This is a genomic window from Streptococcus sp. 27098_8_70, assembly GCF_041432215.1.
GTDB lineage: Bacteria > Bacillota > Bacilli > Lactobacillales > Streptococcaceae > Streptococcus > Streptococcus oralis_CP.
Window position 1 is genome coordinate 168177 of record NZ_JAPVZD010000002.1, and the last position, 22337, is coordinate 190513.

21 protein-coding genes are annotated in these 22337 nt (G+C 42.6%); 6 read left to right on the top strand and 15 right to left on the bottom strand.

Going from position 1 to position 22337, the window contains the following annotated elements; genetic code table 11:
• Positions 1-444 precede the first annotated feature (444 nt).
• Positions 445-1836 (bottom strand): Cof-type HAD-IIB family hydrolase, encoded by a 1392-nt coding sequence (locus O3655_RS06470; RefSeq protein WP_371641247.1) that lies wholly within the window; start codon positions 1834-1836, stop codon positions 445-447.
• Positions 1837-1901: 65 nt separating this feature from the next.
• On the opposite strand from O3655_RS06470, the gene O3655_RS06475 reads away from it, so the two are divergent.
• Entirely contained in the window at positions 1902-2864 is a 963-nt protein-coding gene (locus tag O3655_RS06475) for an asparaginase (RefSeq protein ID WP_001124809.1), read from the top strand.
• Between the two features lie 51 nt (positions 2865-2915).
• Here O3655_RS06475 and ccpA read toward each other — a convergent pair whose 3' ends face one another.
• On the bottom strand, positions 2916-3926 hold the full coding sequence (gene ccpA, locus O3655_RS06480) for a catabolite control protein A (RefSeq protein WP_001090635.1): 1011 nt from the start codon (positions 3924-3926) through the stop codon (positions 2916-2918).
• Positions 3927-4130: 204 nt separating this feature from the next.
• Between ccpA and O3655_RS06485 the strand changes: the two genes are divergently transcribed.
• Positions 4131-4448: a DUF960 domain-containing protein gene (locus tag O3655_RS06485; protein WP_000886045.1), complete on the top strand. Its 318-nt coding sequence runs from the start codon at positions 4131-4133 to the stop codon at positions 4446-4448.
• 50 nt (positions 4449-4498) lie between these two features.
• Here the strand turns inward: O3655_RS06485 and O3655_RS06490 are convergent, their stop codons facing one another.
• From O3655_RS06490 to O3655_RS06520, 7 genes are all read right to left on the bottom strand, one after another.
• Positions 4499-5782, bottom strand: coding sequence for a DUF308 domain-containing protein (locus O3655_RS06490; RefSeq protein WP_371641248.1), 1284 nt, complete (start codon positions 5780-5782; stop codon positions 4499-4501).
• Positions 5775-6596, bottom strand: coding sequence for a 2-amino-4-hydroxy-6-hydroxymethyldihydropteridine diphosphokinase (gene folK, locus O3655_RS06495; protein ID WP_371641249.1), 822 nt, complete (start codon positions 6594-6596; stop codon positions 5775-5777). Before folK ends, O3655_RS06490 begins: the two co-directional genes overlap by 8 nt.
• Before the next feature lie 158 nt (positions 6597-6754).
• Entirely contained in the window at positions 6755-7309 is a 555-nt protein-coding gene (folE, locus tag O3655_RS06500) for a GTP cyclohydrolase I FolE (protein ID WP_000380931.1), read from the bottom strand.
• Positions 7290-8612: a folylpolyglutamate synthase/dihydrofolate synthase family protein gene (locus tag O3655_RS06505; RefSeq protein WP_371641250.1), complete on the bottom strand. Its 1323-nt coding sequence runs from the start codon at positions 8610-8612 to the stop codon at positions 7290-7292. Before O3655_RS06505 ends, folE begins: the two co-directional genes overlap by 20 nt.
• A 1-nt stretch (position 8613) precedes the next feature.
• Entirely contained in the window at positions 8614-9588 is a 975-nt protein-coding gene (gene folP / locus O3655_RS06510; RefSeq protein WP_371641251.1) for a dihydropteroate synthase, read from the bottom strand.
• A 75-nt stretch (positions 9589-9663) separates the two neighbouring features.
• Positions 9664-10371 carry a CPBP family intramembrane glutamic endopeptidase gene (locus O3655_RS06515; RefSeq protein ID WP_045616510.1) on the bottom strand — a complete coding sequence of 236 codons (708 nt, stop codon included), beginning with the start codon at positions 10369-10371 and terminating at the stop codon, positions 9664-9666.
• 54 nt (positions 10372-10425) lie between these two features.
• Positions 10426-11844 (bottom strand): NCS2 family permease, encoded by a 1419-nt coding sequence (locus O3655_RS06520; protein WP_125418429.1) that lies wholly within the window; start codon positions 11842-11844, stop codon positions 10426-10428.
• A 187-nt stretch (positions 11845-12031) separates the two neighbouring features.
• Here O3655_RS06520 and O3655_RS06525 point away from each other — a divergent pair, with 187 nt between their 5' ends.
• The 4 genes from O3655_RS06525 to O3655_RS06540 all read left to right on the top strand — a co-directional run bounded on the left by O3655_RS06525 (position 12032) and on the right by O3655_RS06540 (position 15930).
• Positions 12032-12844 (top strand): Cof-type HAD-IIB family hydrolase, encoded by an 813-nt coding sequence (locus tag O3655_RS06525; protein WP_049477763.1) that lies wholly within the window; start codon positions 12032-12034, stop codon positions 12842-12844.
• A gap of 282 nt (positions 12845-13126) precedes the next feature.
• The gene (locus O3655_RS06530) at positions 13127-14116 is read left to right on the top strand and encodes a PTS sugar transporter subunit IIB (RefSeq protein ID WP_042903131.1); all 990 of its coding nucleotides are present in this window, start codon (positions 13127-13129) and stop codon (positions 14114-14116) included.
• 75 nt (positions 14117-14191) lie between these two features.
• On the top strand, positions 14192-15004 hold the full coding sequence (locus tag O3655_RS06535) for a PTS mannose/fructose/sorbose transporter subunit IIC (protein ID WP_042903130.1): 813 nt from the start codon (positions 14192-14194) through the stop codon (positions 15002-15004).
• 14 nt (positions 15005-15018) lie between these two features.
• Positions 15019-15930, top strand: coding sequence for a PTS system mannose/fructose/sorbose family transporter subunit IID (locus O3655_RS06540; protein ID WP_000818322.1), 912 nt, complete (start codon positions 15019-15021; stop codon positions 15928-15930).
• A 59-nt stretch (positions 15931-15989) separates the two neighbouring features.
• On the opposite strand, the gene O3655_RS06545 is transcribed toward O3655_RS06540, so the two are convergent.
• The 6 genes from O3655_RS06545 to O3655_RS06570 form a co-directional block, all read right to left on the bottom strand.
• Positions 15990-18218, bottom strand: coding sequence for an HAD-IC family P-type ATPase (locus O3655_RS06545; RefSeq protein WP_033605604.1), 2229 nt, complete (start codon positions 18216-18218; stop codon positions 15990-15992).
• 164 nt (positions 18219-18382) lie between these two features.
• Entirely contained in the window at positions 18383-19717 is a 1335-nt protein-coding gene (pepC, locus tag O3655_RS06550) for an aminopeptidase C (RefSeq protein WP_033605605.1), read from the bottom strand.
• Positions 19718-19827: 110 nt separating this feature from the next.
• Positions 19828-20550 carry a pseudouridine synthase gene (locus O3655_RS06555; protein ID WP_002879637.1) on the bottom strand — a complete coding sequence of 241 codons (723 nt, stop codon included), beginning with the start codon at positions 20548-20550 and terminating at the stop codon, positions 19828-19830.
• 72 nt (positions 20551-20622) lie between these two features.
• Positions 20623-20853 (bottom strand): GlsB/YeaQ/YmgE family stress response membrane protein, encoded by a 231-nt coding sequence (locus tag O3655_RS06560; RefSeq protein ID WP_049477767.1) that lies wholly within the window; start codon positions 20851-20853, stop codon positions 20623-20625.
• Between the two features lie 9 nt (positions 20854-20862).
• Positions 20863-22104, bottom strand: coding sequence for an aminopeptidase (locus O3655_RS06565; protein WP_049479445.1), 1242 nt, complete (start codon positions 22102-22104; stop codon positions 20863-20865).
• Between the two features lie 21 nt (positions 22105-22125).
• Positions 22126-22278 (bottom strand): hypothetical protein, encoded by a 153-nt coding sequence (locus O3655_RS06570; RefSeq protein ID WP_049479444.1) that lies wholly within the window; start codon positions 22276-22278, stop codon positions 22126-22128.
• Between the last annotated feature and the right edge of the window lie 59 nt (positions 22279-22337).

Below are 22337 nucleotides of genomic sequence, written 5' to 3' on the forward strand. Positions count from 1 at the left end.
TTTGGAAAGCAATTGTGCACAATTTTATAACTAAACCTCAAAACTAGAGTGAATTCTTCACATCAGCTTGTTAACAGGCCTGAAATAAACAAGTTGACTTTCTGTCTTTAAAAAGAGCATATTATAGCAGCATGAGGATTTTATATTTATTCGCTTTCTGAATTTATTCTAACACATCAACTTTCAAATATCAAATAATTTGACTTGTCTTTTTTTTGATGTTTTTCAAAAGAAAAGCTAGATATATTACTAATATATCTAGCTTTTTAACTATTCTTTGTAAGAAATGTAATTTCCTATTATTTTATTTTCACTATCTTTTCATTTTTTCTTTTCTTTTTCTAGTATAAATATGCTAATAATAATTAGTGATATATATAAAATTGTTCGGTTTTTCCGCTCAAAAAATCCCCGAATTTTTCATCCAGGGAAAAGAATTTTCTCTTATTTTTTATTTTTTCTTTCTTTATGTCGCTCATAAGCTTTAAACTGACGTTGTAGTTCCTGTCGGATGGCAGGTTCTGGAGCATATTTTTCTTCCCAGTCATCCGGTTTTAAAATCTTGTGCGTAACTGGGTCAAAATGAGCTTTTCCATCAGGGAAGAGCTTCCCCATATTTGCTTCATGGACAATATCAAAAATGCGTTCTGGATCCACTCCCATCAAAACAAAACTGCCGTACGTGAAATACAGTGTGTCGATCAAAGCATCCACTTGACCGACCAGATTTTGCTTAGCAGGTGTCTTTTTCGCCACTTTCTCTGCCGCCTTATCAAGTGCCTCATGCATGCTTGCAAGGGAGTCTTGAAATTCTTCCTCTGAAGAACTTGCTGCGCGAACAAACTCTACTAATTCTTCAATTTTAAAGTCTGCGCGGTGGGTTGCACCTTCAACATCCCATGCCTGTGGCTCTTCTTGAGTTCGTTCATCCATCATGTGGTGGAAGGTCTTGACCTTATTAAAGTGGTAGTCTCGACTGACAAACACTTTTTCTGAAGCCAAAACACCAAAGTGCTCGAGCGCCTTGTGGATACCATCTTGTTGATTACTTGCCGTAATATGCTTGGCAACTTCTTTGACACTGCTACTGCCATTTCCCATAGCAACCGACATACCAACACCCGCTAACATTTCCAGATCGTTGTCTGAATCACCAAAGGCCATGACTTGGTTGAGATCAAAGCCATATTCTTTCCCGACTCGGCGAATGCCTTCTAGTTTGGAATTTCCTTGGTTAATGATATCTGCTGCAAAAGGATTGCTTCGAGTTAATTTCAAATCTTCAAAATCACTTGCTGCCTTCTCAGATTCTTCTGGCGTCATCAGCATCAAAACTTGATAAATGGGTTGATTAATCAAGTTAAGCAGGTCGTCTTCCTTTTGAGGAACTGCCTTGCTAACCATTCGATTAAAGGAACGGCTAACGGTTCTTGTCAGCACAGTCGGAATAAAACGACTAACCAGTTGTGAAAAGGAGCCGAGACCAAATGACATAATCTTCGAACCAACAACGGCATGCTCGGTTCCAAGAGCGATTTCTTTACGCTCCTTTTTAGCGTAAGCAATCAGTTGACGCAGGCTTGACTTAGCAATCGGACTTGCAAAGAGCACCTTTTCTTTATTAAAAATGTATTGGCCATTGTAGGTCACCGCAAAGTCTAGGTCCAAGTCTTCCATCAATTCCTTGACAAAAAACGGCCCTCGTCCTGTCGCTACTCCAACAAGCACTCCTTGCTCTTTGACAATCTTAATCGCGTCCTTAGTGGATTTCAAAACACTCTTGCGATCGTTGACTAGCGTTCCATCGATATCAAAAAAAACAGCCTTGACTTCCATCCTGTCCCATTCTCCCCTTTTGTGTTACAATGATTATACCACATTTCAGAAAGAGTGACTAAATCATGCCTAAGAAAATCCTTGTTTTACATACAGGTGGGACTATTTCCATGCAAGCAGACGCCACTGGTGCCGTTGTAACTAGCCAGGAAAATCCCATGAACCATGTTTCCAATCCGCTTGAAGGGATTGAGGTTCATGCCCTAGACTTTTTTAATCTGCCAAGCCCTCATATCAAACCCAAGCATATGCTTGCACTCTATCATAAGATTAAAGAGGAAGCTGATAACTACGATGGAGTTGTCATCACACATGGTACAGATACCTTAGAAGAAACAGCTTACTTCCTTGATACCATGAAAATTCCGCCCATCCCCATCGTTCTAACAGGTGCCATGCGTAGTTCAAACGAACTTGGTAGCGATGGTGTTTATAACTATCTGAGCGCTTTACGAGTTGCCAGTGATGATAAAGCAGCCGACAAGGGTGTGCTGGTCGTCATGAACGATGAGATCCACGCAGCCAAGTATGTTACCAAAACTCATACGACCAATGTCAGCACCTTTCAAACCCCAACACATGGACCACTTGGCCTCATCATGAAGCAAGAAATCCTCTACTTCAAAACAGCTGAACCTCGTGTCCGGTTTGATCTCGAACATATTCAAGGTCTAGTTCCCATCATCTCAGCCTATGCCGGTATGACAGACGAGCTGATTGATATGTTAGACTTGGAACAGCTGGATGGCTTAGTTATTCAGGCCTTTGGAGCAGGCAATGTTCCCAAAGAAACAGCTCAAAAGTTGGAAAATCTCCTGCAAAAAGGGATTCCAGTCGCCTTGGTCTCACGTTGTTTTAATGGTATTGCTGAACCTGTCTACGCCTACCAAGGTGGAGGGGTACAGTTGCAACAAGCTGGTGTTTTCTTTGTCAAAGAACTCAACGCTCAAAAAGCGCGCCTCAAATTATTAATTGCCCTTAACGCTGGACTAAAAGGACAGGCTTTGAAAGACTATATGGAAGGATAAACCTCTTCTCTAGAAAGCAAATCAGGAAATCGTGAGATTTCCTGATTTTTTCTATTTACGTTTTCGTGTAGAGCGGCGCTCTGTCAAACCATGAGGTAAGAGAACTTCACGTTCTTCCAACTCTTCCTTATGCATAATCTTAGTCAACATACGCATGCTGATAGCACCTAAGTCATAAAGAGGTTGGGCAATAGTAGTCAAGTTTGGACGAGTGAATCGTGCAATCTGAGAGTCATCTGTCGTAATGATTTCAAACTCTTCCGGCACAGATACACCATGGTCAGCCAAACCATTCAACACACCTGCTGCCAATTCATCACCTGTTACAACTGCGGCTGTAGCTTGTGATGAAATCAAGCGTTCTGCCAAGGCATAGCCATCATCATAGCTGTATTTTGATTCAAAGACCAAGCCCTCACTATAAGAATGTCCAGCTTTTTTCAAGGCTTCCTTGTAACCAATCAAACGAACCTTGCCATTGATATCATCGACGAGTGGTCCACTCACAAAAGCAATCTTTTCGTTTTCTTTGAGAAGATAGCTCACGGCATCAATCGTTGCTTGTTTGTAGTCGATATTTACACTTGGAAGTTGGTGTTCTACATCCACAGTACCAGCAAGAACAACCGGTGTCCGTGAACGAGAAAACTCTGAACGAATCTTTTCAGTCAAGTGATAGCCCATAAAGATAATCCCATCGACTTGTTTTGAAAAGAGAGTGTTGACCACTGAAACTTCCTTTTCATCATCCTCATCACTATTTGCAAGGACAATGTTATACTTGTACATTTCAGCAATGTCGTCAATTCCCTTAGCAAGTGTTGAGAAATAACCATTGGTAATGTTCGGAATCACAACTCCGACTGTCGTTGTTTTCTTGCTAGCCAAACCACGTGCTACCGCATTGGGACGATAGTCCAAGCGATCAATCACTTCTAGGACTTTTTTTCGAGTGTTCTCTTTAACATTCTTGTTGCCATTAACGACACGGCTAACTGTTGCCATCGAAACTCCTGCTTCACGGGCGACGTCATAAATCGTTACTGTATCATCTGTGTTCATTCCGTTTCCTTTCTATAATGAAAATTTCGCTTTCACGCATCTACTTACTCCATTTTATCACTTATTGTAAACACTTTCAAGTATTTTTTAGAGAAACTTTGAAAAAATTTCACAGTTTATTCCCATTTTGAAAAAGCGATTACGATTTCTTGATTTTTAAGACATTTTGCTGTATGATAAGGAAAATAAAAGGGGGAGGAAAACATGGCTTTTACAAATACACAGAGACGATCCGCTAGTTTTGGTGTCGTGACCAGCTTGCCTGATGATGTCATTGACTCTTTATGGTATATTATCGATCATTTCCTGAAAAATGTCTTTGAACTAGAAGAAGAACTTGAGTTTCAACTGCTCAACAATAAGGGGACCATCACCTTCCATTTTTCTAGTCAGCACCTTCCGACTAGCATCGATTTTGATTTCAATCATCCTTTCGATCCGCTTTACCCGCCTAGGGTCCTTGTTTTAGACCTAGACGGCAGAGAAACCATCCTCCTTCCAGAAGAAAATGACCTATTTTAAAAACTCTAGCTTTTCGGCACAAACTGCTGATGAACTAGAGTTTTCTTTTTCTAATAAATGGATCGACTAACAACTAGACCATTTGGTTTTGTATACTCTAAGTCAAGGTAATCCTGATAAGTCCCTGGCACAATGAAACCTTGGGGACTCAATATATCAGTTCCAGCTTTTCCCACGATAGAGTCTGCTAGCAGAACACAATTGGTACTGAGAACAAAGTAGGTCTTAAACTCGGATGAGCTGAATTTATAGAGGGTCGCATCTGCTTCCTCTTTTAGTTGGTAGGAGTAGGTATGCTTTACCTCTCCCTCTCTTCTTTTCATCAACTGCGAGCTTGGTTCCCAAGGAATTAACAGGTCTTCTATCTCCGCTAAACGCGCTTGGATAGCTGCTTTCTGTTGCTCCGTCAAACTCAGGCCATAAGCAAACAAGGTCTTCTGACTTTCCCTCTTACAGAGCTCGATGTATTTTTCCCGATTGGCCTTAAACAAAACACCATCTCCAACCATGCCGAATAAACGCTCCGAGTGGGGATCATAGGAACCATAGGAAATAACCTGCCCTTGATAACAAATATCCACATGTCCCATAGCAAGGAAGAAGGAGGTTTCTGAGGTATGAACAAAAATTTCCAGATCAACCGCCTGGTCATTTTTTCTTTCTGAATGAACTTCCCCTTCTTGACTTTCATGATTTGCCAGCCACTCATTTAGTTTTCGCAAGGTACTAATAGGGATCAGCGCTGTCACAAAGATCGGCAAGGTCATTCGCATTCGTCGTTTCAGCTTGGGATTGTTTTCTATTTTTTCAAAAAAGAAACCGTCCCGGAGGCTACTGGCTCCTAGCATGAGCAAGTAAAACCCAAGCAAGAGCAATTCAAAATTCGCTGCATCGTGAAAAGGAGAGATGCTATAAAGACCGAATCCTATCATCCATACAGCATCGAAGAGATGATGGAGTCGAGGATGAATAGCATTTTTTCGATAGAGAGACCAGGTCACAAGACTAATGATGCCCGTAAACAGCTGGTAGCTCGCAATGATAAAGACCAAGAGATAGAGGGCAAGGTCTTGCAAGATGATAGAGTCAAACACGAGAGCCGCAACCGCCAGCTTGCCCAAGGTTACAAAGATATTTTCCCGACGTTTTTTATCCTGAAACCAGCGAGTCAACAAGTGCCAAACTGCTGACAAGGAAAAGTAACCCATCAGCAACTGGTACCCCATTCGCGGAATGACTTGTCCAAAACGAATCAAGAGAAGCCCTAAAACAATAGCAAGTAGTCCCTCCCCGATACTCTTCCACTTGCTATAGGTCTCGGAAAGCTTAGGCATTTCCTTGCTCCAACTGGTCAACCAAGTATCGAATTGGTTGCTTTAGGATCGGATGGATAAAATGGGGAGCTATTTCCACTAACGGCTCAAGAACAAAGAGGCGTTCTGCTATATAAGGATGAGGCAAGATGAGTTCGTCTGTATAGATGACTTGGTCCTCCACAAAGAGCAAGTCCAAATCAATCAAGCGAGGCCCCCAATGCACCTCTCGAACCCGTCCCATTTCTGACTCAATGGCTAATAATGTTTCTAACAAGACTGGAGCCGGTAGCCAGGTTTCTACTTCAATCACCTGATTGGCAAAGCTATCCTGTTCCACACCACCCCAAGGTTCCGTCGTCAAAACACTGGACTCTTTGAGAATATGGATGCCACGAGCTCGCAGGTTGTCAATGGCTTTTTCCAAGTTTGCTTGCTTATCTCCCATATTACTTCCCAGAGCGATAAAGGCCCGTTGTTTGCGACGGCGAATGGTCACCGAGCAGGTATCCAATGGTAAATGCACTGGAGCCCACGGTTTTTTTAGTTCCAACTCAATCTCTTGGACAAGAGGATAAGTCTCAAAGGTACGTTCAACCAGTTTGTAGGCTACCGTTTCAATCAAATCCTCAGTGCTTTCCTGAAACCAAGTCGTCCACTGCTGACACAATTCTCCGTAATGGACAGAAGCTGTTAAATCCAAGTCTGTCGCCGCCTTGGTCATATCATAGGATAAGCTTGCGGAAATAACAAACTTCTGCCCCAATTCCTTCTCACTAGGGAAAAGACCATGATAGGCAAAAATTTCCAAATCTTTAATCTGCAGTTGATCCATAACTAGTCCTTTCTAGAAAAATCCGCCCAAAGCGGATTCTTTTTATACTCAATGAAAATCAAAGTGCAAACTAGGAAGCTAGCCGCAGGCTGCTCAAAACACTGTTTTGAGGTTGCAGATAGAAGCTGACGTGGTTTGAATTTGATTTTCGAAGGGTATTATAGTCCCATTAAACGATAAGCCTGGTCTCGGAGGTCTTTATCTGTTTCAAATAGACCACGAGCGACTGTTGTCAAAGTCGCAGTACCTGGTTTTCTGACACCACGCATGCTCATACACATATGCTCGGCCTCAATGACAACAAAGGCTCCCTTAGCCCCCAGATAGTCCATCAAGGCATCGGCCACTTCGATATTCAGCCGTTCTTGAATCTGTGGTTTTTTAGAATAAACTTCAACCGTACGGGCTAGCTTAGACAGGCCTGCCACCCGACCATCTGGAATATAGGCAATGTGCGCCCTCCCATAAAAGGGCAAAAAGTGGTGCTCACACATAGTGTGGAAAAAGATATCCTTCTCCACTACCATATTGTCATCAATAATCTCAAAGGATTTTGACAAATGTTCCTCCGCAGTCTGACCAAGACCTGAAAAAATCTCTTGGTACATACGGGCTACACGAGCAGGTGTTTCCTGCAAGCCCTCGCGGTTAGCGTCCTCACCAACAGCCTCGATAATCATTTTTACAGCCGTTTCAATCTTTTGTGTATCCATTCTCGTTCTTCCTCTCCATCAGATAGGCTCTCACTTGGCTCAAGAAATACAAGGAACCTGTGACAATCCTAACTGTTTGTTTCTCTTCATTTTTATCTGTCAATTTCTGCTCTAGAAAATCCTGCCAACTTTGGTAATTGAGATTTCTAGACTTGGCTGTCTCTTTCAGCACGCTTTCATCCGTCGCCCGACTATCGTCAAAATGTGTAAGGGTAAGCTCGGTATCTGGCATTTCCCCTAGCAAGTCCAGCATATCCTCCAAAGCCTTGGTTTTGATGCAGGTAAAGAGGATTTCCTTATGATAATCCGCAAAGCGTTCTTGTAAGGTTGCTAATAAAGCCTTGATAGCATGGGGATTGTGGGCCCCATCCAAAATCATCATAGGTTCGCTAGACAGAACCTCCAAACGCCCTGGCCATCTGGTTTCTTTCAAAGCTTGATCAACCAAGTCATTACTTGCCAACTCCCGTCCATCTTCTTGACAAAAAGTATCAAGTAAAGCTATGGCCATCCCCGCATTCTCTATCTGATGTAATCCAAGCAGACCTGTTTGAAAGCGACCTTGTCTGACAGAACTGGTATAATCAAAGATTTCACCCGCTACCACGCTTTCTTGATGACAAACCTGATAATCACTCCCATAGGCAAGTCTAGGCGCATTTTTAGCTTCTGCAATATAGTCTATCACAGTCAAGGCTTCAGGAACAATATGACCTGTCACTAATGGAATACCTTGTTTGATAATACCAGCCTTCTGTTCTGCTATGGCCTCTATAGTATCACCAAGTAGAGCTACATGGTCCAAGCCAATAGTCGTAATTCCTGTCAGGACGGGCTGACAGACATTGGTGCTATCCAGAAGTCCACCCATGCCGACTTCCATGATGGCCACATCAACTTTTTCAGCAGCAAAATAATCATAGGCTAGGGCAGTGATAATCTCAAACTCGGTCGTTCCTTGTAAAACAGCGCTCTTCTCCCCCTCAAGCAAAGACTGATAGTCTGCCATGAGGGCCTCCAGCCTCGCTTCGGGGATGGATTCCCCATTGATGCTAATCTGGTCTGTGTAATGAATGAGATAGGGCGAGCTGAACACCCCAACTCTCAGTCCTAATTTTTCCAGCATCTTTTTCAAAAAAGCAATGGTAGACCCCTTGCCATTGGTCCCCCCGATATGGATGACCTTAAGTTTGAGATGGGGATTGCCTCGCAGAGCTAGGAGTTCCACCATTCGCTCCAAACCAAAATGCGGTTGGTCCGTACGGTAGTGGGCAATCCACTGATTGTTTTCAATTTCGTTCATCTTATTTATATTGTTTTAAATCTAGATTTTCTGCATCATCTGCCAAACGAATGGCTGACGCAACCTCAACTGCCATCCTGTGACTGGCAACATCATGCACGCGGACCACTTCCACACCCTGTCTCGCAGCGATACTGGTTACATGAGCCGAAGCTGTGTCTTGATTGCGGAAACCAAGTTCGGTCTCAGGATTAACTTCAAAGCCATTTCCCTCCAGGATATTGATGACAAATCGCTTACGCGAAACTCCAAGAAAAATCGGATAGCCTTGCTGGTGTAGTTTATCTAGATCCCGTAGAAGGAGTAGATTTTCCTTCTTGGTCAGACCAAAGCCAATTCCTGGATCCAGCAGAATATTTTCTCTTGCAATTCCAGCTTGGTTCGCTCTCGCTAGAGCATGTTCAAAGAAAGCCTCCATCAAGTCTTCGATTGGCACTTTTTCAAAGTCAGCTAACTCTTCCTCTGTAAAAGCTTGCCCAAAACCAAAATGAGGAAAGATGAGCGAACTAGGATGCTGAGGACGAGCCATAACTGGATTAAACATGATAACCACCTTCGCTCCAGCCTTAGCAACCACATCCGCCATTTTCTCATCTCCCATGAGACCCGTGATATCATTGACCAGATTGGCACCAGCAGCCAAGGCAGCCTCTGCCACCTGACTTTTCCATGTATCAATAGAAATGAGGACATCGCTTTCCTCACGGATAGCTTTAATCACTGGAACAACACGCTGGATTTCCTCTTCTATTTCAACATAGCTACTGCCCGGCCGAGTCGATTCTCCACCGATATCTAGCATGCTCGCTCCTTCTGCTATCAATTTACGAGCTTGCTGGAGCGCCTGCTCAAGAGCAAAAAACTGCCCACCATCCGAAAAAGAATCTGGTGTTACATTGATAATTCCACAAATAGCTGTTTTTGCATGATTAGCTTTACTTGACATATCGGTCACTCCCTCAAGGTTTTTCACCATATTATCTTTCTATTTTACCATAAAAAGAAAAAGATGAACACGCTAGTATTCATCTTTTCCAAGCGGGCCAATGATTTAGAATGATAGACCTAGATTTCTACTAATCAATACCAATAAGGCCAACAAACAAAATGCAATACCATTGAGAATCATATGAAGCAAAATGGACATCTCCAAACGCTCAGTCTTATAGGCTGTCCAGGTCAAAACCGTTGACATCCCTCCATAAATAATCACAGAAGGTAGATTGGTTGGCATATGGAGCAAGGCAAAGACGATTGCACCAACAACAAAGCCAAGTTTTTCTTTTCCACGAAAGATCTTTTTTGGAATAATTCCACGACACAAAATTTCTTCACAAATTGGCGCAATCAAGACTAGTAGGAAGAAAGTTGAAATCAAGGAACTATTCTGAACCAAACCATTCAGTATTGATTGGTTACTGGTTGTTGCCTCATTTGTTAGTCGAAGCAGTAGTGAACCCAAGAGATTTGTCGCAAAAATCACCAGATAACTCAGTACCAAGCGAGCCAAGTCTTTTGCCTTAAAAAAGGATAGATTAAAAGTAGCAAGTTGTGTTTTTCGTGCACCAATAATGAATACAATCAAAACGACTATGGATAGAGCACCTACTAAGAGCCCTGACTGTAAAATCGGAAACTGTTTGTTTGCTAAAAACAAAGCAAGTCCTATGGGAAATTGAGATAGAACAAAAGCTACCAAAAGGATGATCACCCATTTCCCTCTGTTCAAAACCTCTTGCCAAATCGTCTTATCTTTCATGATGTACCTCCTTATAATTAAAAAGGGGAGACTCCCCTTTTCCTATTATACCATTTATAGCGCCATACTGATATAGTTAAGGATAAACAAGGCATCCAAAATCCAAATCATCACGTGCACATCCTTGGCTTGACCTTTGACAACTTTTGTCAAGGTGTATGTCAAGAAACCAACAGCAATCCCTTGTGTGATAGAGTAGCTGAATCCCATAAAGATAGATGTGAAGAAGGCAGGAACCGCTTCAGCCATATCATCCCAAGGGATATTTTTCAAGTTAGAAAGCATCATGATTCCGACGATGATCAAAATTGGTGCTGTTGCAGCTGTCGGAACAATCGCTAGAAGTGGGCTAAAGAAGCTAGATAGAGCAAAACAGATCGCAACCACTAGGGCTGTCAAACCAGTACGTCCACCAGCACCGATACCCGCCGCAGACTCAACATAGGTCGTAACGTTTGAAGTACCTGCAATGGCACCTACTGAAGTTGCCACCAAATCAGAGTATAGAGCCTTGTCCAATTTAGCGGACTCATGGTTTTCCCCACTTGTCGCAACGATACCAACTTTTTCACCAGTACCGATAAGAGTACCGATTGTATCAAAAATATCCGTTAGTGAGAAGGCAAGAATAGCCATCAAGGTTTCTGGTAAACGTGAAGTGTTTGAAATCAAAGATCCTAAACCTTCTGAACCAAGAGCAGCACCAAACAAAGTTCTTAAATCATTAACCGCTGATGAAAGATTGTTGCTAGCAAAGTCAATCCCTGACAAATTCACAACATTAACAGCAATGGCAAGGACAGTCGTTGTTAAAATAGAAAGAATGATTCCACCCTTGATGCCTTTAACAACAAAGAAGATGGTAATAGCCAGACCTGCAAGAGCCACCAATACTGCTGGAGTATTGAAGTCTACCAAGCCTGGAACAGCTGCTGAGTTTGCAGTAAGTGCAGCTTGAGCCTTGTCTGCTCCTTCACCTGCTACCGTATAAGTACCTGGATCGATTGAGAATTTCAAGAGACCAGCATTCTTAATCCCAACATAGGCAAGGAAAACACCAATACCAGCGGAAATAGCTGAACGAAGTGTTGTTGGAATAGATTCGATGATCATTTTACGAACATTTGTCAAGGTAATAATCAGTGAAATAATTCCACAAATGAAGACCATACCAAGGGCTTCTTTCCAAGTATAGCCCATCCCAAATACAACTGTAAATGTAAAGAAGGCATTCAATCCCATCCCTGGTGCTTGTGCGTAGGGCAAATTAGCATAGAAAGCCATCATCAAAGTACCGACTACAGAACCGATAATCGTTGCCAAGAACACACCTTGAACAGGCATACCCGTTTGGGAAAGCATTTGAGGGTTTACAAAGAGAATATAACTCATTGCAAAGAATGTTGTTAAACCAGCAAGCACCTCTGTACGGACATCTGTCCCGTGCTCTTTTAGTTTAAATAGTTTGTCCATTTTTAATCTCCTTTTGTTTTTTACGAACAATATGAGTATTATATCATTTATCATTCACCTTTTCAATATGTTTGTTTGATTTATTTAATAAATCAAAGCAACTGTAGTTTTTGTTCTTATCTGCTTTTCTTCCTTCTTTTTGATATAATAGAAGACATCTTATCTGGAAACGACTAGGAAGGTTTATATGACTAACAAAATTATCGCAGTCGATTTGGACGGAACCCTGCTGAATAGTGAAAGCAAGCTCTCCGATTTCACCAAAGAGACGATCAAAAAAATTTCAGAAAAAGGACACCATGTTATCATCACGACGGGACGTCCGTATCGTATGGCAAAAGATTTCTACCGTGAGCTAGAATTGCATACTCCCATGATTAACTTTAATGGTTCCCTTACCCATCTACCAGGACAGGCTTGGGCGCATGAAAAGTGCTTGACCTTGGACAAAAAATACCTCCTAGACATGGTCAAACGCACGGAGGACATCCAGGCTGATTTTATTGCAGGAGAATATCGAAAAAAATTCTATATCACGACACCGAATGAAGAAATTGCAGATCCTAAACTATTTGGCGTAGAGAACTTCCGGCCAGAAAATCAATTCAAACCTGAACGAGTAACCAAAGATCCCAACTGCATCCTCTTGCAAACAAGGGCTGAAGACAAATACGCTTTAGCGGACGAAATGAATCGTTTTTATCAGCACCAACTAGCTATCAATACATGGGGCGGTCCCCTCAACATCCTCGAGTGTACTCCCAAGGGTGTAAACAAGGCCTTTGCTCTAGAGTACTTGCTCAATGTGATGAATCGTGATAAAAAAGACTTAATCGCCTTTGGTGATGAGCATAATGACACTGAAATGTTGGCATTTGCAAGCAAGGGATATGCTATGAAAAACGCCAATCCTGCTCTTCTTCCATATGCAGACGAACAACTTCCTCTGACCAACGAAGAAGATGGAGTTGCCCACGCTTTACAAAATTTATTCCTATAAAAGGGAAGATTGCATGGTCGCAATCTTTCCTTTTTGTTTTCATTTTGTTTTCACAAAAGCGACTTATTTTCTGTATTTTTATATTAAATTTTCCATTACCATTTTCATTTATCTCCCAAAAACATTGATATATTAATATTTTTAAAAAGTCATTCTATGAAAACTTTTACATTTTTTTAGAAAAAGTAGTTGATTTTTATATGAAAACGGTTTATACTTAAAGTTAGGCTTAAAGTTTTCTTAAACATATAGTCAAACATTTTATAAGGAGGAATGACAATAATGAGTATCGGAATCATTATTGCGAGCCACGGCGAATTTGCTGCGGGTATTCATCAGTCAGGATCTATGATCTTTGGTGAACAAGAAAAGGTTCAAGTTGTAACCTTTATGCCAAATGAAGGTCCAGATGACCTTTACGCTAAATTCAACAACGCTGTGGCTGCATTTGACGCAGAAGATGAGGTTCTAGTATTGGCTGACCTTTGGAGTGGATCTCCATTCAACCAAGCTAGCCGCGTGATGGGAGAAAATCCAGAACGTAAATTTGCCATCATCACAGGACTGAACTTGCCGATGTTGATCCAAGCCTACACAGAGCGCCTTATGGACGCGAATGCAGGTGTGGATAAAGTCGCTGCGAATATCATTAAAGAAGCCAAAGATGGCATCAAGGCTCTTCCAGAAGAGCTTAACCCAGTTGAGGAAGTTGCAACTGCTGCAGCTGCTCCTGCCGCACAAGCTGCTATTCCAGAAGGAACTGTTATCGGTGACGGTAAACTGAAAATCAACCTTGCTCGTCTAGACACTCGTCTACTTCACGGTCAGGTTGCGACTGCTTGGACTCCAGATTCAAAAGCAAACCGTATCATCGTTGCTTCAGATAACGTTGCTAACGACGACTTGCGTAAAGAATTGATTAAACAAGCAGCTCCAAACGGAGTAAAAGCCAACGTTGTTCCAATTCAAAAATTGATTGACGTTGCAAAAGACCCACGTTTCGGTGACACTCATGCCCTTATCTTGTTTGAAACACCACAAGATGCACTTCGTGCAATCGAAGGTGGCGTGCCAATCAAGACTCTTAACGTTGGTTCTATGGCTCACTCAACAGGTAAAACAATGATTAACAACGTTTTGTCTATGGACAAAGAAGACGTTGCAACCTTTGAAAAAATGCGTGACCTCGGTGTTGAATTTGACGTACGTAAAGTACCAAACGACACGAAAAAAGATTTGTTTGACTTGATTAAGAAAGCAAACGTTCAATAATTTTAATCTGTTTCTATCATTTTTGAAAACAGGATTAAATACTTTATTAAAACTAAATAGAAAAGGAATAAAACCATGTCAGATATTTCAATCATTTCTGCTATCTTGGTTGTAGTTGTTGCCTTCCTTGCAGGTCTTGAAGGTATCCTCGACCAATTCCAATTCCATCAACCAATCGTCGCATGTACCCTTATCGGACTTGCAACTGGTAACCTCGAAGCAGGTGTTATGCTTGGTGGATCACTTCAAATGATTGCCCTTGGTTGGGCAAACATCGGAGCTGCCGTAGCTCCTGACGCTGCTCTTGCATCTGTTGCGGCAGCAATCATCTTGATCAAAGGTGGTAACTTTACTACTGAAGGTATCGCCGTTGCTACGGCAACAGCTATCCCTCTTGCCGTAGCTGGACTTTTCTTGACTATGATTGTTCGTACAATCTCAGTTGCCTTGGTTCACACTGCTGACGCTGCTGCTAAAGACGGAAATATTGCGGCTGTTGAACGTGCTCACTTTGTTGCACTTCTTCTTCAAGGTCTTCGTATTGCAATCCCTGCTGCCTTCCTTATCGCTATCCCAGCTTCTGCTGTTCAAGACGCTCTTGGTTTGATGCCAGACTGGTTGAACGGTGGTATGGCTGTCGGTGGTGCTATGGTCGTTGCCGTAGGTTATGCTATGGTTATCAACATGATGGCAACTCGTGAAGTATGGCCATTCTTCGCTATCGGTTTTGCTCTTGCAGCAATCTCTCAATTGACTTTGATTGCCCTTGGTGTCATCGGTGTTGCCCTTGCCTTCATCTACCTTAACCTTACAAAACAAGGTGGAAACGGTGGCGGCGGAGCTGCGACTTCTAACGACCCAATCGGTGATATCCTAGAAGACTACTAGAAAGGGGATCAATCATGGCTGAAAAAATTCAATTATCAAAATCAGATCGTCAAAAAGTTTGGTGGCGTTCACAATTCCTTCAAGGTTCTTGGAACTACGAACGTATGCAAAACTTGGGTTGGGCTTACTCATTGATCCCAGCTATCAAAAAATTGTACACTAAAAAAGAAGACCAAGCGGCTGCTCTTGAGCGCCACCTTGAATTCTTCAACACTCACCCATACGTCGCTGCTCCAATCATGGGGGTTACTCTTGCACTTGAAGAAGAGCGCGCTAACGGTGTTGAAATCGACGACGCGGCTATCCAAGGGGTTAAAATCGGTATGATGGGACCTCTTGCTGGTATCGGTGACCCAGTATTCTGGTTTACAGTTCGTCCTATCCTTGGAGCTCTTGGTGCATCACTTGCTGCATCTGGTAACCTTGTTGGTCCACTTCTCTTCTTCTTCGGATGGAATGCTATCCGTATGGCCTTCCTATGGTACACACAAGAGTTCGGTTACAAAGCTGGATCTGAGATCACTAAAGACATGTCTGGTGGTATCTTGAAAGACATCACTAAAGGTGCTTCTATCCTTGGTATGTTCATCCTTGCCGTTCTTGTACAACGTTGGGTATCCATCAACTTCACTATCAACCTTCCAGGCAAACAATTGTCAGAAGGTGCCTACATCAACTTCCCAGAAGGTCCTGTTACAGGAGCTGAGTTGAAGGGCATTCTTGGTCAAGCGCTTAGTGGTATGAGCCTAGATAGAGTTCAACCACAAACGCTTCAAGGTCAGTTGGACTCATTGATTCCAGGATTGATGGGACTTCTCCTTACTTTCCTTTGCATGTGGTTGCTTAAGAAAAAAGTATCTCCAATCACAATCATCCTTGCCCTCTTTGCAGTTGGTATCGCAGCTCGTTTCTTCGGTATCATGTAATCTCGGTGAGAATATATAAACAAAAAAGAATCAGGATTAAACCTGATTCTTTTTATGTATCAACTTTTTCTCCTAGTAAGATAATGAAAGCACCCAATCACCACTGCTAGTATGGCAACATAGAGTAGCTGTTTGGCTTCTAAAGGCACAAAAGCTCCCTGTAGGATAAAAGTATTGGCAAGTACACCAACAAGGGCTGCAAGGCTCAAAAACGTGAGCAAAAGCATCTTGTATCGATTAAAAGGCAAGCTGACCTTGGCAACTAGACACAGACCATTGATCAGGGCAAGGAGGAAGCAAATAAATTTGACCTGACCTGGGACAGTGATAAAGAAATTGGTCAAAAGAACACTAGCAACCAGAACGCCACCACCAATCGCCGCGTTGGTTAGGATATCTCTCATAAAGTGAGTGCTAACCTTTTCTTTATTGGACTCAAAAGTCAGGAAGAAGGATGGAATCCCAATCGTAATGGCTGAAATGATTGTAAACTGAATGGGGATAAAGGCAAATTCCAAACCAAATACCACACTCAAAATGGCAAAAACGATGGAGAAGAAGGTCTTTGTTAGAAAAAGAGAGGCTACCTTTTGGATGTTATTGATGACCCGGCGTCCTTCCATCAAGATATCATAAAATACTGCAAAGTCATCAGTGAGAAAAACAATATTGGATACACTTTTGGCTGCACTCGTAGCCCCCTTCATGGCAAAGCTGATATCTGCTTTCTTGAGAGCCAGAACATCATTGACCCCGTCACCGCTCATGGCAACTGTTTTACCAGCATTTTGCAAAATAGATACCATCTTTTGCTTCTGTTCAGGTGTCACACGTCCAAATATTTCGTGTTCCAAGACCACTCTTTCAAAGTCGTCATCACTCACCTTGGTCATATCAATCGCACGGGCTTCTTCCTTAAAACCTGCCTTACGAGCCACCCCATATACAGCCACATGATTATCACCACTGATAATCTTCACTTCAACACCTTGAGATTCGAAATAGTCAAAGGTTTCCTTGGTATTGTCCTTAATCTCATCTGACAAAACGACGTGGCCTAGTAGTTCCACATTAGCTGGACTCGTAATCTGGTCCCTGCTATGAGCGAGTGTTAAGATTCGAAAACCTTGCTGTTTTAGATGTTCATAGTAGGCATCCATCGGCTGGGTAAAGCCTAGAAACTCATAGGCTCCGAAGAAATAGGTCCCACCCTCTTTTACTTGGACAAAGGAATACTTATTTTTACTTGAAAATGCACCGACTTCTTGAACTTCCCACTTTTTCTCACAGGTTAAGTAAGTCTTCAGAGCTCGGGAAGTTGCATTTTCATCTTCGAAATAAGCCAAATAAGAAGATAGTTTCTCTGCTACATTAGCATCCATTTCTTGGACCTTCATATTCCCCGTCGTGATAGTTCCCGTCTTATCAAAACAAAGAATATCTACTCGCGCCAAGGTCTCTACACAGTATAGCTCCTGTACCAGAACCTTCTTTTTAGCCAGCTTCATGGCTGCTACTGCTAGGGACACACTAACCAAGAGAATCAAACCCTCTGGAATCATGCCGACCAAGGCACCTGAACTTCCTAAAACAATTTCAACATAAGACCGTCCTAGACTAAAACCTCTGACATAGAGCAGAATGGCAACTGGCACCAGCAAGATCGAGACGATTTTTAAAATCTTATCCATGTAATCGCGTAGTTGAGAAGGGTATTTTTTGAATTCCTTGCTGGATTTTGCGAGTTTGTTGATATAACTATCGGGTCCGACCGCCGTCGCCGTGACCAGACAAGTACCGCTAACGACATTGCTTCCGCTCATCAGCTTGTCACCTGCTGTTTTAAAGACTGAATCACTCTCACCAGTCAGCAAGGACTCATCCACTTCGATCGTTCCTTCAAGCACTTCTGCATCGACAGGTACCTGATCTCCCAGATTGAGATGCAGATATTCCCCCAGAACGATGTCTTCTGGATCAATCTCGATCGTTTGACCATCTCGATTGACCTTGTACTTACTTTTACCAAGCAAACTTAGCTTTTCCAAAGCATTTTTTGAACGCACTTCTTGGAAAATCCCGATAGCTGTATTGATAGCAATCACACCTAAAAAGAGCATGTTCTCAAATCGCAAGGTTGTGGCTACCAGAACTGCCAGAGCCAGGTTCATGGCATTAAAGAAGGTAAAGATATTTGAAACGACGATTTCCTTGGTTGTTTTGTAGGGTTTAATGTCGCTGATATTTCGTTGACGATCCTTGATGTCTTGACTGCTTAAATACTTCATTTCTACTCCGATATCCTTTTGTACTACTATAGTAACACATATCTTTTTCTCTGTCACTTAAAGACTCAAAATAAGGAGAACTCCCTTGGCAAGCATCACCTATCGCCACTTCAAGAAGAACTTAAAAAGAGGCTAGGATTCCCCTAACCTCTTTTCTTTATGCTTTATTCTGCCAAGGCTCCCATTGGATCCCATGGTGCAAGTACGATTGGTTCTGCTTCATAGGCAGCTTGTTCTTCTGCTGTCAGCAATTCTTTACGGACAACGATTTGGTAAGTGTATTCGTCCATCCAAGCGTCTGAGGCGACAAAGTAACCATCTGCACCGACCTTGTCTCCCCATGAGTTTTCAACTTTCCACTTGGTTGACTTGCCATTTTCGTCCAAGTCCACACCTGTCAAGACCATGGCGTGGGTCATCAAACTTTCGCTGTAGTCCAAACGTCCAGCCTTGTCTTGAGTCAGTTGAATATCCATGCTTGATTCAAAGTCATAAACATCAGTCGCAAGGATTCCAGCTTTGCGGTTGCTGAGCTGGCCGACATCTGAACCAAACCAAACAGTTTCTCCTGTTTGCATTTGGGCAATCGCCAATTCTTTTAAGCGCTCCATTGGTACGTTGATGTAACGAACTGCACGGCTACCAACCACATTTCCCAACATCTCAACTGTGTAAGATTTACCGTAAGGCTTGTCAGCAGTTGGAGCATTGATAACAGAAACGTAGTCTTCTAGAGGAAGATTGACATATTTCTTGTAAAACTCTTGTGGCGTGATACCCTTTTCGCTTTGGTAGTTATCATCCTTATCGCGATAAGCAAAGTCAAATTTACGCGGTGGAAGACCTAGTGACATAGCAAGGAAGTTAAAGATTTCTTGCAAGAGGTCTTCTTTCTTAGCTTGAACAGTCGCTTGGTCAGCACCAGAAGCGAGCAAGTCACGCAAGATTTGGGCATCTTGGCGAAGCAATTTGTTAAGAATTGCATTGAGCTCACGGCTATTACTAGATGAAACAGACTCAGGGTAAACTGACTTAGGAACGACACCATATTTTTCAAAGAGGGCCACGACCATATCCCACTGTCCACCGTCTTGTTGTGGAGTTTGGAGTAGGAAGCTAACCTTACGGCTCGTCAATTCTTGATCTGCAGTCGCAATGACTTGCTCCAAGAACCAGTTAGATTTTTCATACTTGTCCCAGAAGAAAGTGTGGGCTTGTGACAATTCAAAGTTTTCCAATTTATATTGAGAAATGAGTTTGTGACGGAAGGTGTTGAGAGCTGCAAACATCCAGCAACGACCAGACGCTTTCTGGTTAGTAACCTTGTCCTTGGTCAAATCCAATGAGAAAACAGGTGTATTGTCTACATGGCTTTGGCGACGTTCTAGGGCTGCAAAAATTCCGTTATGGCTGGCAGCATTTTCGATCGCTTGGTATTTGACATTTGCTTCATAGTTGGCAAAAAGTTTATCTGTAAATGATTCTTGAATCGCGTTCATAGATTCCTCCTTTTATTCTACTGTCTATTATAACTCTTTTCACAAATGAAGCAACTGAAAAACGAAAAAGGCAAGGACATTCTCCCTCACCTTTTCTAACATAATCCAAACTAAGCAATACTAGCAAGGAGATTCTCTAACTCCTCCCTGGTCAGGCGACGCCATTCTCCTCGTTCTAAGTTCTCATCCAAAACTAAAGTTCCCATCGTCAAACGTTGCAAGTCCACGACTTCCTTACCACAGTATGCTACCATGCGTTTAACCTGATGAAACTTCCCTTCAGCAATGGTCACACGAACCAGACTTTGATTCTTTACTGAATCTACCGACACAAGCTCCAATTTAGCTGGCTGGCAGGTAAAGTCCTTGAGCGAAATGCCCTTGGCAAATGTATCCACATCTTCTTGGCTCATGATGCCTTCGACTTGAGCCAAATAGGTCTTATCCACATGACGTTTGGGTGAAAGAAGGGCATGGGCCAGCTGACCGTCATTGGTCAAGAGCAGAAGACCATGCGTGTCAATATCCAAGCGCCCGACAGGAAAAACTTCCTTGGCGCGAGCATAGTCATCTAACAAGTCTAAAACTGTTCTATGTTTGGTATCTTCAGTTGCTGAAATGACTCCTTGGGGCTTGTTCATCATGTAGTAGACAAACTCTTCATACTCTAGCACTTGGCCATCAAAGCGAATCTCATCTCTTTCTTCATTAATCTGCAGTTTAGCTGACTTTTCTTTTTTACCATTTACCGTCACGCGCCCAGCCTTGAGCAAGTTTTTGACTTCTGTCCGACTCCCCACAGCACAGGCAACTAAAAATTTATCTAATCTCATAGAACTATTATATCATACTCAAAAGGAGGCTGCCCAAGTGACCAACCTCCTTTTTTCTAATTTTTCAAGAAACTAACTTCCTCGTCTCCAGAAAATAGCCAAGACAAGCATAGCTCCTAAAATAGCTGGGATAATGGCCGTTCCTGCTATAATTGGACCCCAAGTTCCGAAAAGCAAGTGGCCCAAAAAGGCACCAATCCAGCCGAGAAACATTTTTCCAAAGCATCCCATGCTTTCCCCACGATTGGTCAAAGCACCTGCCAAGAGCCCCACTAGGAGACCAACAAACATACTTCCAAGCATAGCTTCTCCTTAAATTGCCCAGTCTCCATTACGGAAGAGGGGTACGCGTGTTCCATCCTCACGGATACCATCGATATCCATTTGGTTAGAGCCAATCATAAAGTCAACGTGAACATCTGAACGGTTAAGTCCTGCAGCTTCAAGCTCTTCTTCGCTCATCTCTGCTCCACCAACAACGCTGGTCGCATAGGCAGCACCGATAGCCAAGTGGTTTGAAGCATTTTCATCAAAAAGGGTGTTAAAGAAGGTAATCCCTGACTGAGAAATTGGGCTTGGATCTGGTACCAAGGCGCATTCACCCAAGGCACGCGCACCAGCATTTTCAAAGACAAGATCTTTCATAACTTGATCTCCTTTTTCAGCTGTAATATCAACAATCTGACCACCCTTGAAAGTTACTTTAATCCCTTCAATGATATTTCCATTATAGCTCAGTGGTTTTGTAGAAGTGACATAGCCATCTGCACGACGGAAGTCAGGGGCCGTAAAGACTTCTTCTGTCGGCATATTTGGCAAGAACCCTTCTCCCTGCGCATTGATAGCACCAGCTGATTCCCAAACGTGGTTCTTCGGCAAACCAAGAGTCAAATCTGTCCCTGGCGCTGTGTAGTGAAGGGCTGAGAATTGTTCTTTATTGAGCATTTCTGCCTTGCTCTTGAGGATAGCAGCATGCTCTTCCCAAGCCTTAACGGGATCTTCTTCGTAGACACGGCAAGTTTTGAAAATTTGGTCCCAAAGGAGGTCCACTGCTTCTTCGTCACTTGCTGCATTTGGAAAGACCTTCTTAGCCCATTCAAGTCCAGCAGCGGCAGCCACTGTCCAGCTAACCTTGTTGGATTGTGTTGCGATACGCATTGGCTTCATGGCAAGGCCCATAGCTTTAGCAGAAGCTGAAAGCTTTTCAGCGTCCACTCCGTTCAAGGCACCTGGGTCAGAAGAACGGACACCGAGACGACTCGCTTTGTTTTCAAGAAGGTAATTCATCTCAGCAATCTTGTATTCTGGCACATTGTCCAAACGCTCCATTGGCGCGTGGAGGAATTTCTCACGGTTTACAAAGTCATCTGCCCATTGAACAATAACTTCGTGAGCTCCAAGTGCATAGGCTTCTTTGACGATTAAGTGAGCCAACTCACGTTGCTCCACATCGATAGAAAGAGCCAAGGTGTGACCAGGTTGCACATTAATTCCATTCGCAACCAATAATTTTGCATATTTTTCTAGATTTTCTTTAAAATTTGGTAAAACCATTCTATTCTTCCTTTTCTTTTGTTATTTTTCCTTCAAAGCAGAAAATAATCCTGCTAAAGCAATGGCACCCGATAATAGTGCTGTTGATAGGATAATTGTTTCGTCTGCCAGCTCTAACTGATAGTCAAAGAACTTTTCAGCTGGCTTATCTTCCGCAAAAATTCTTAGTTTCATGAAATGTCCTCCGTTACTAGTATATCACATATGATGTAAATTTAAAAACAAGCCTAATT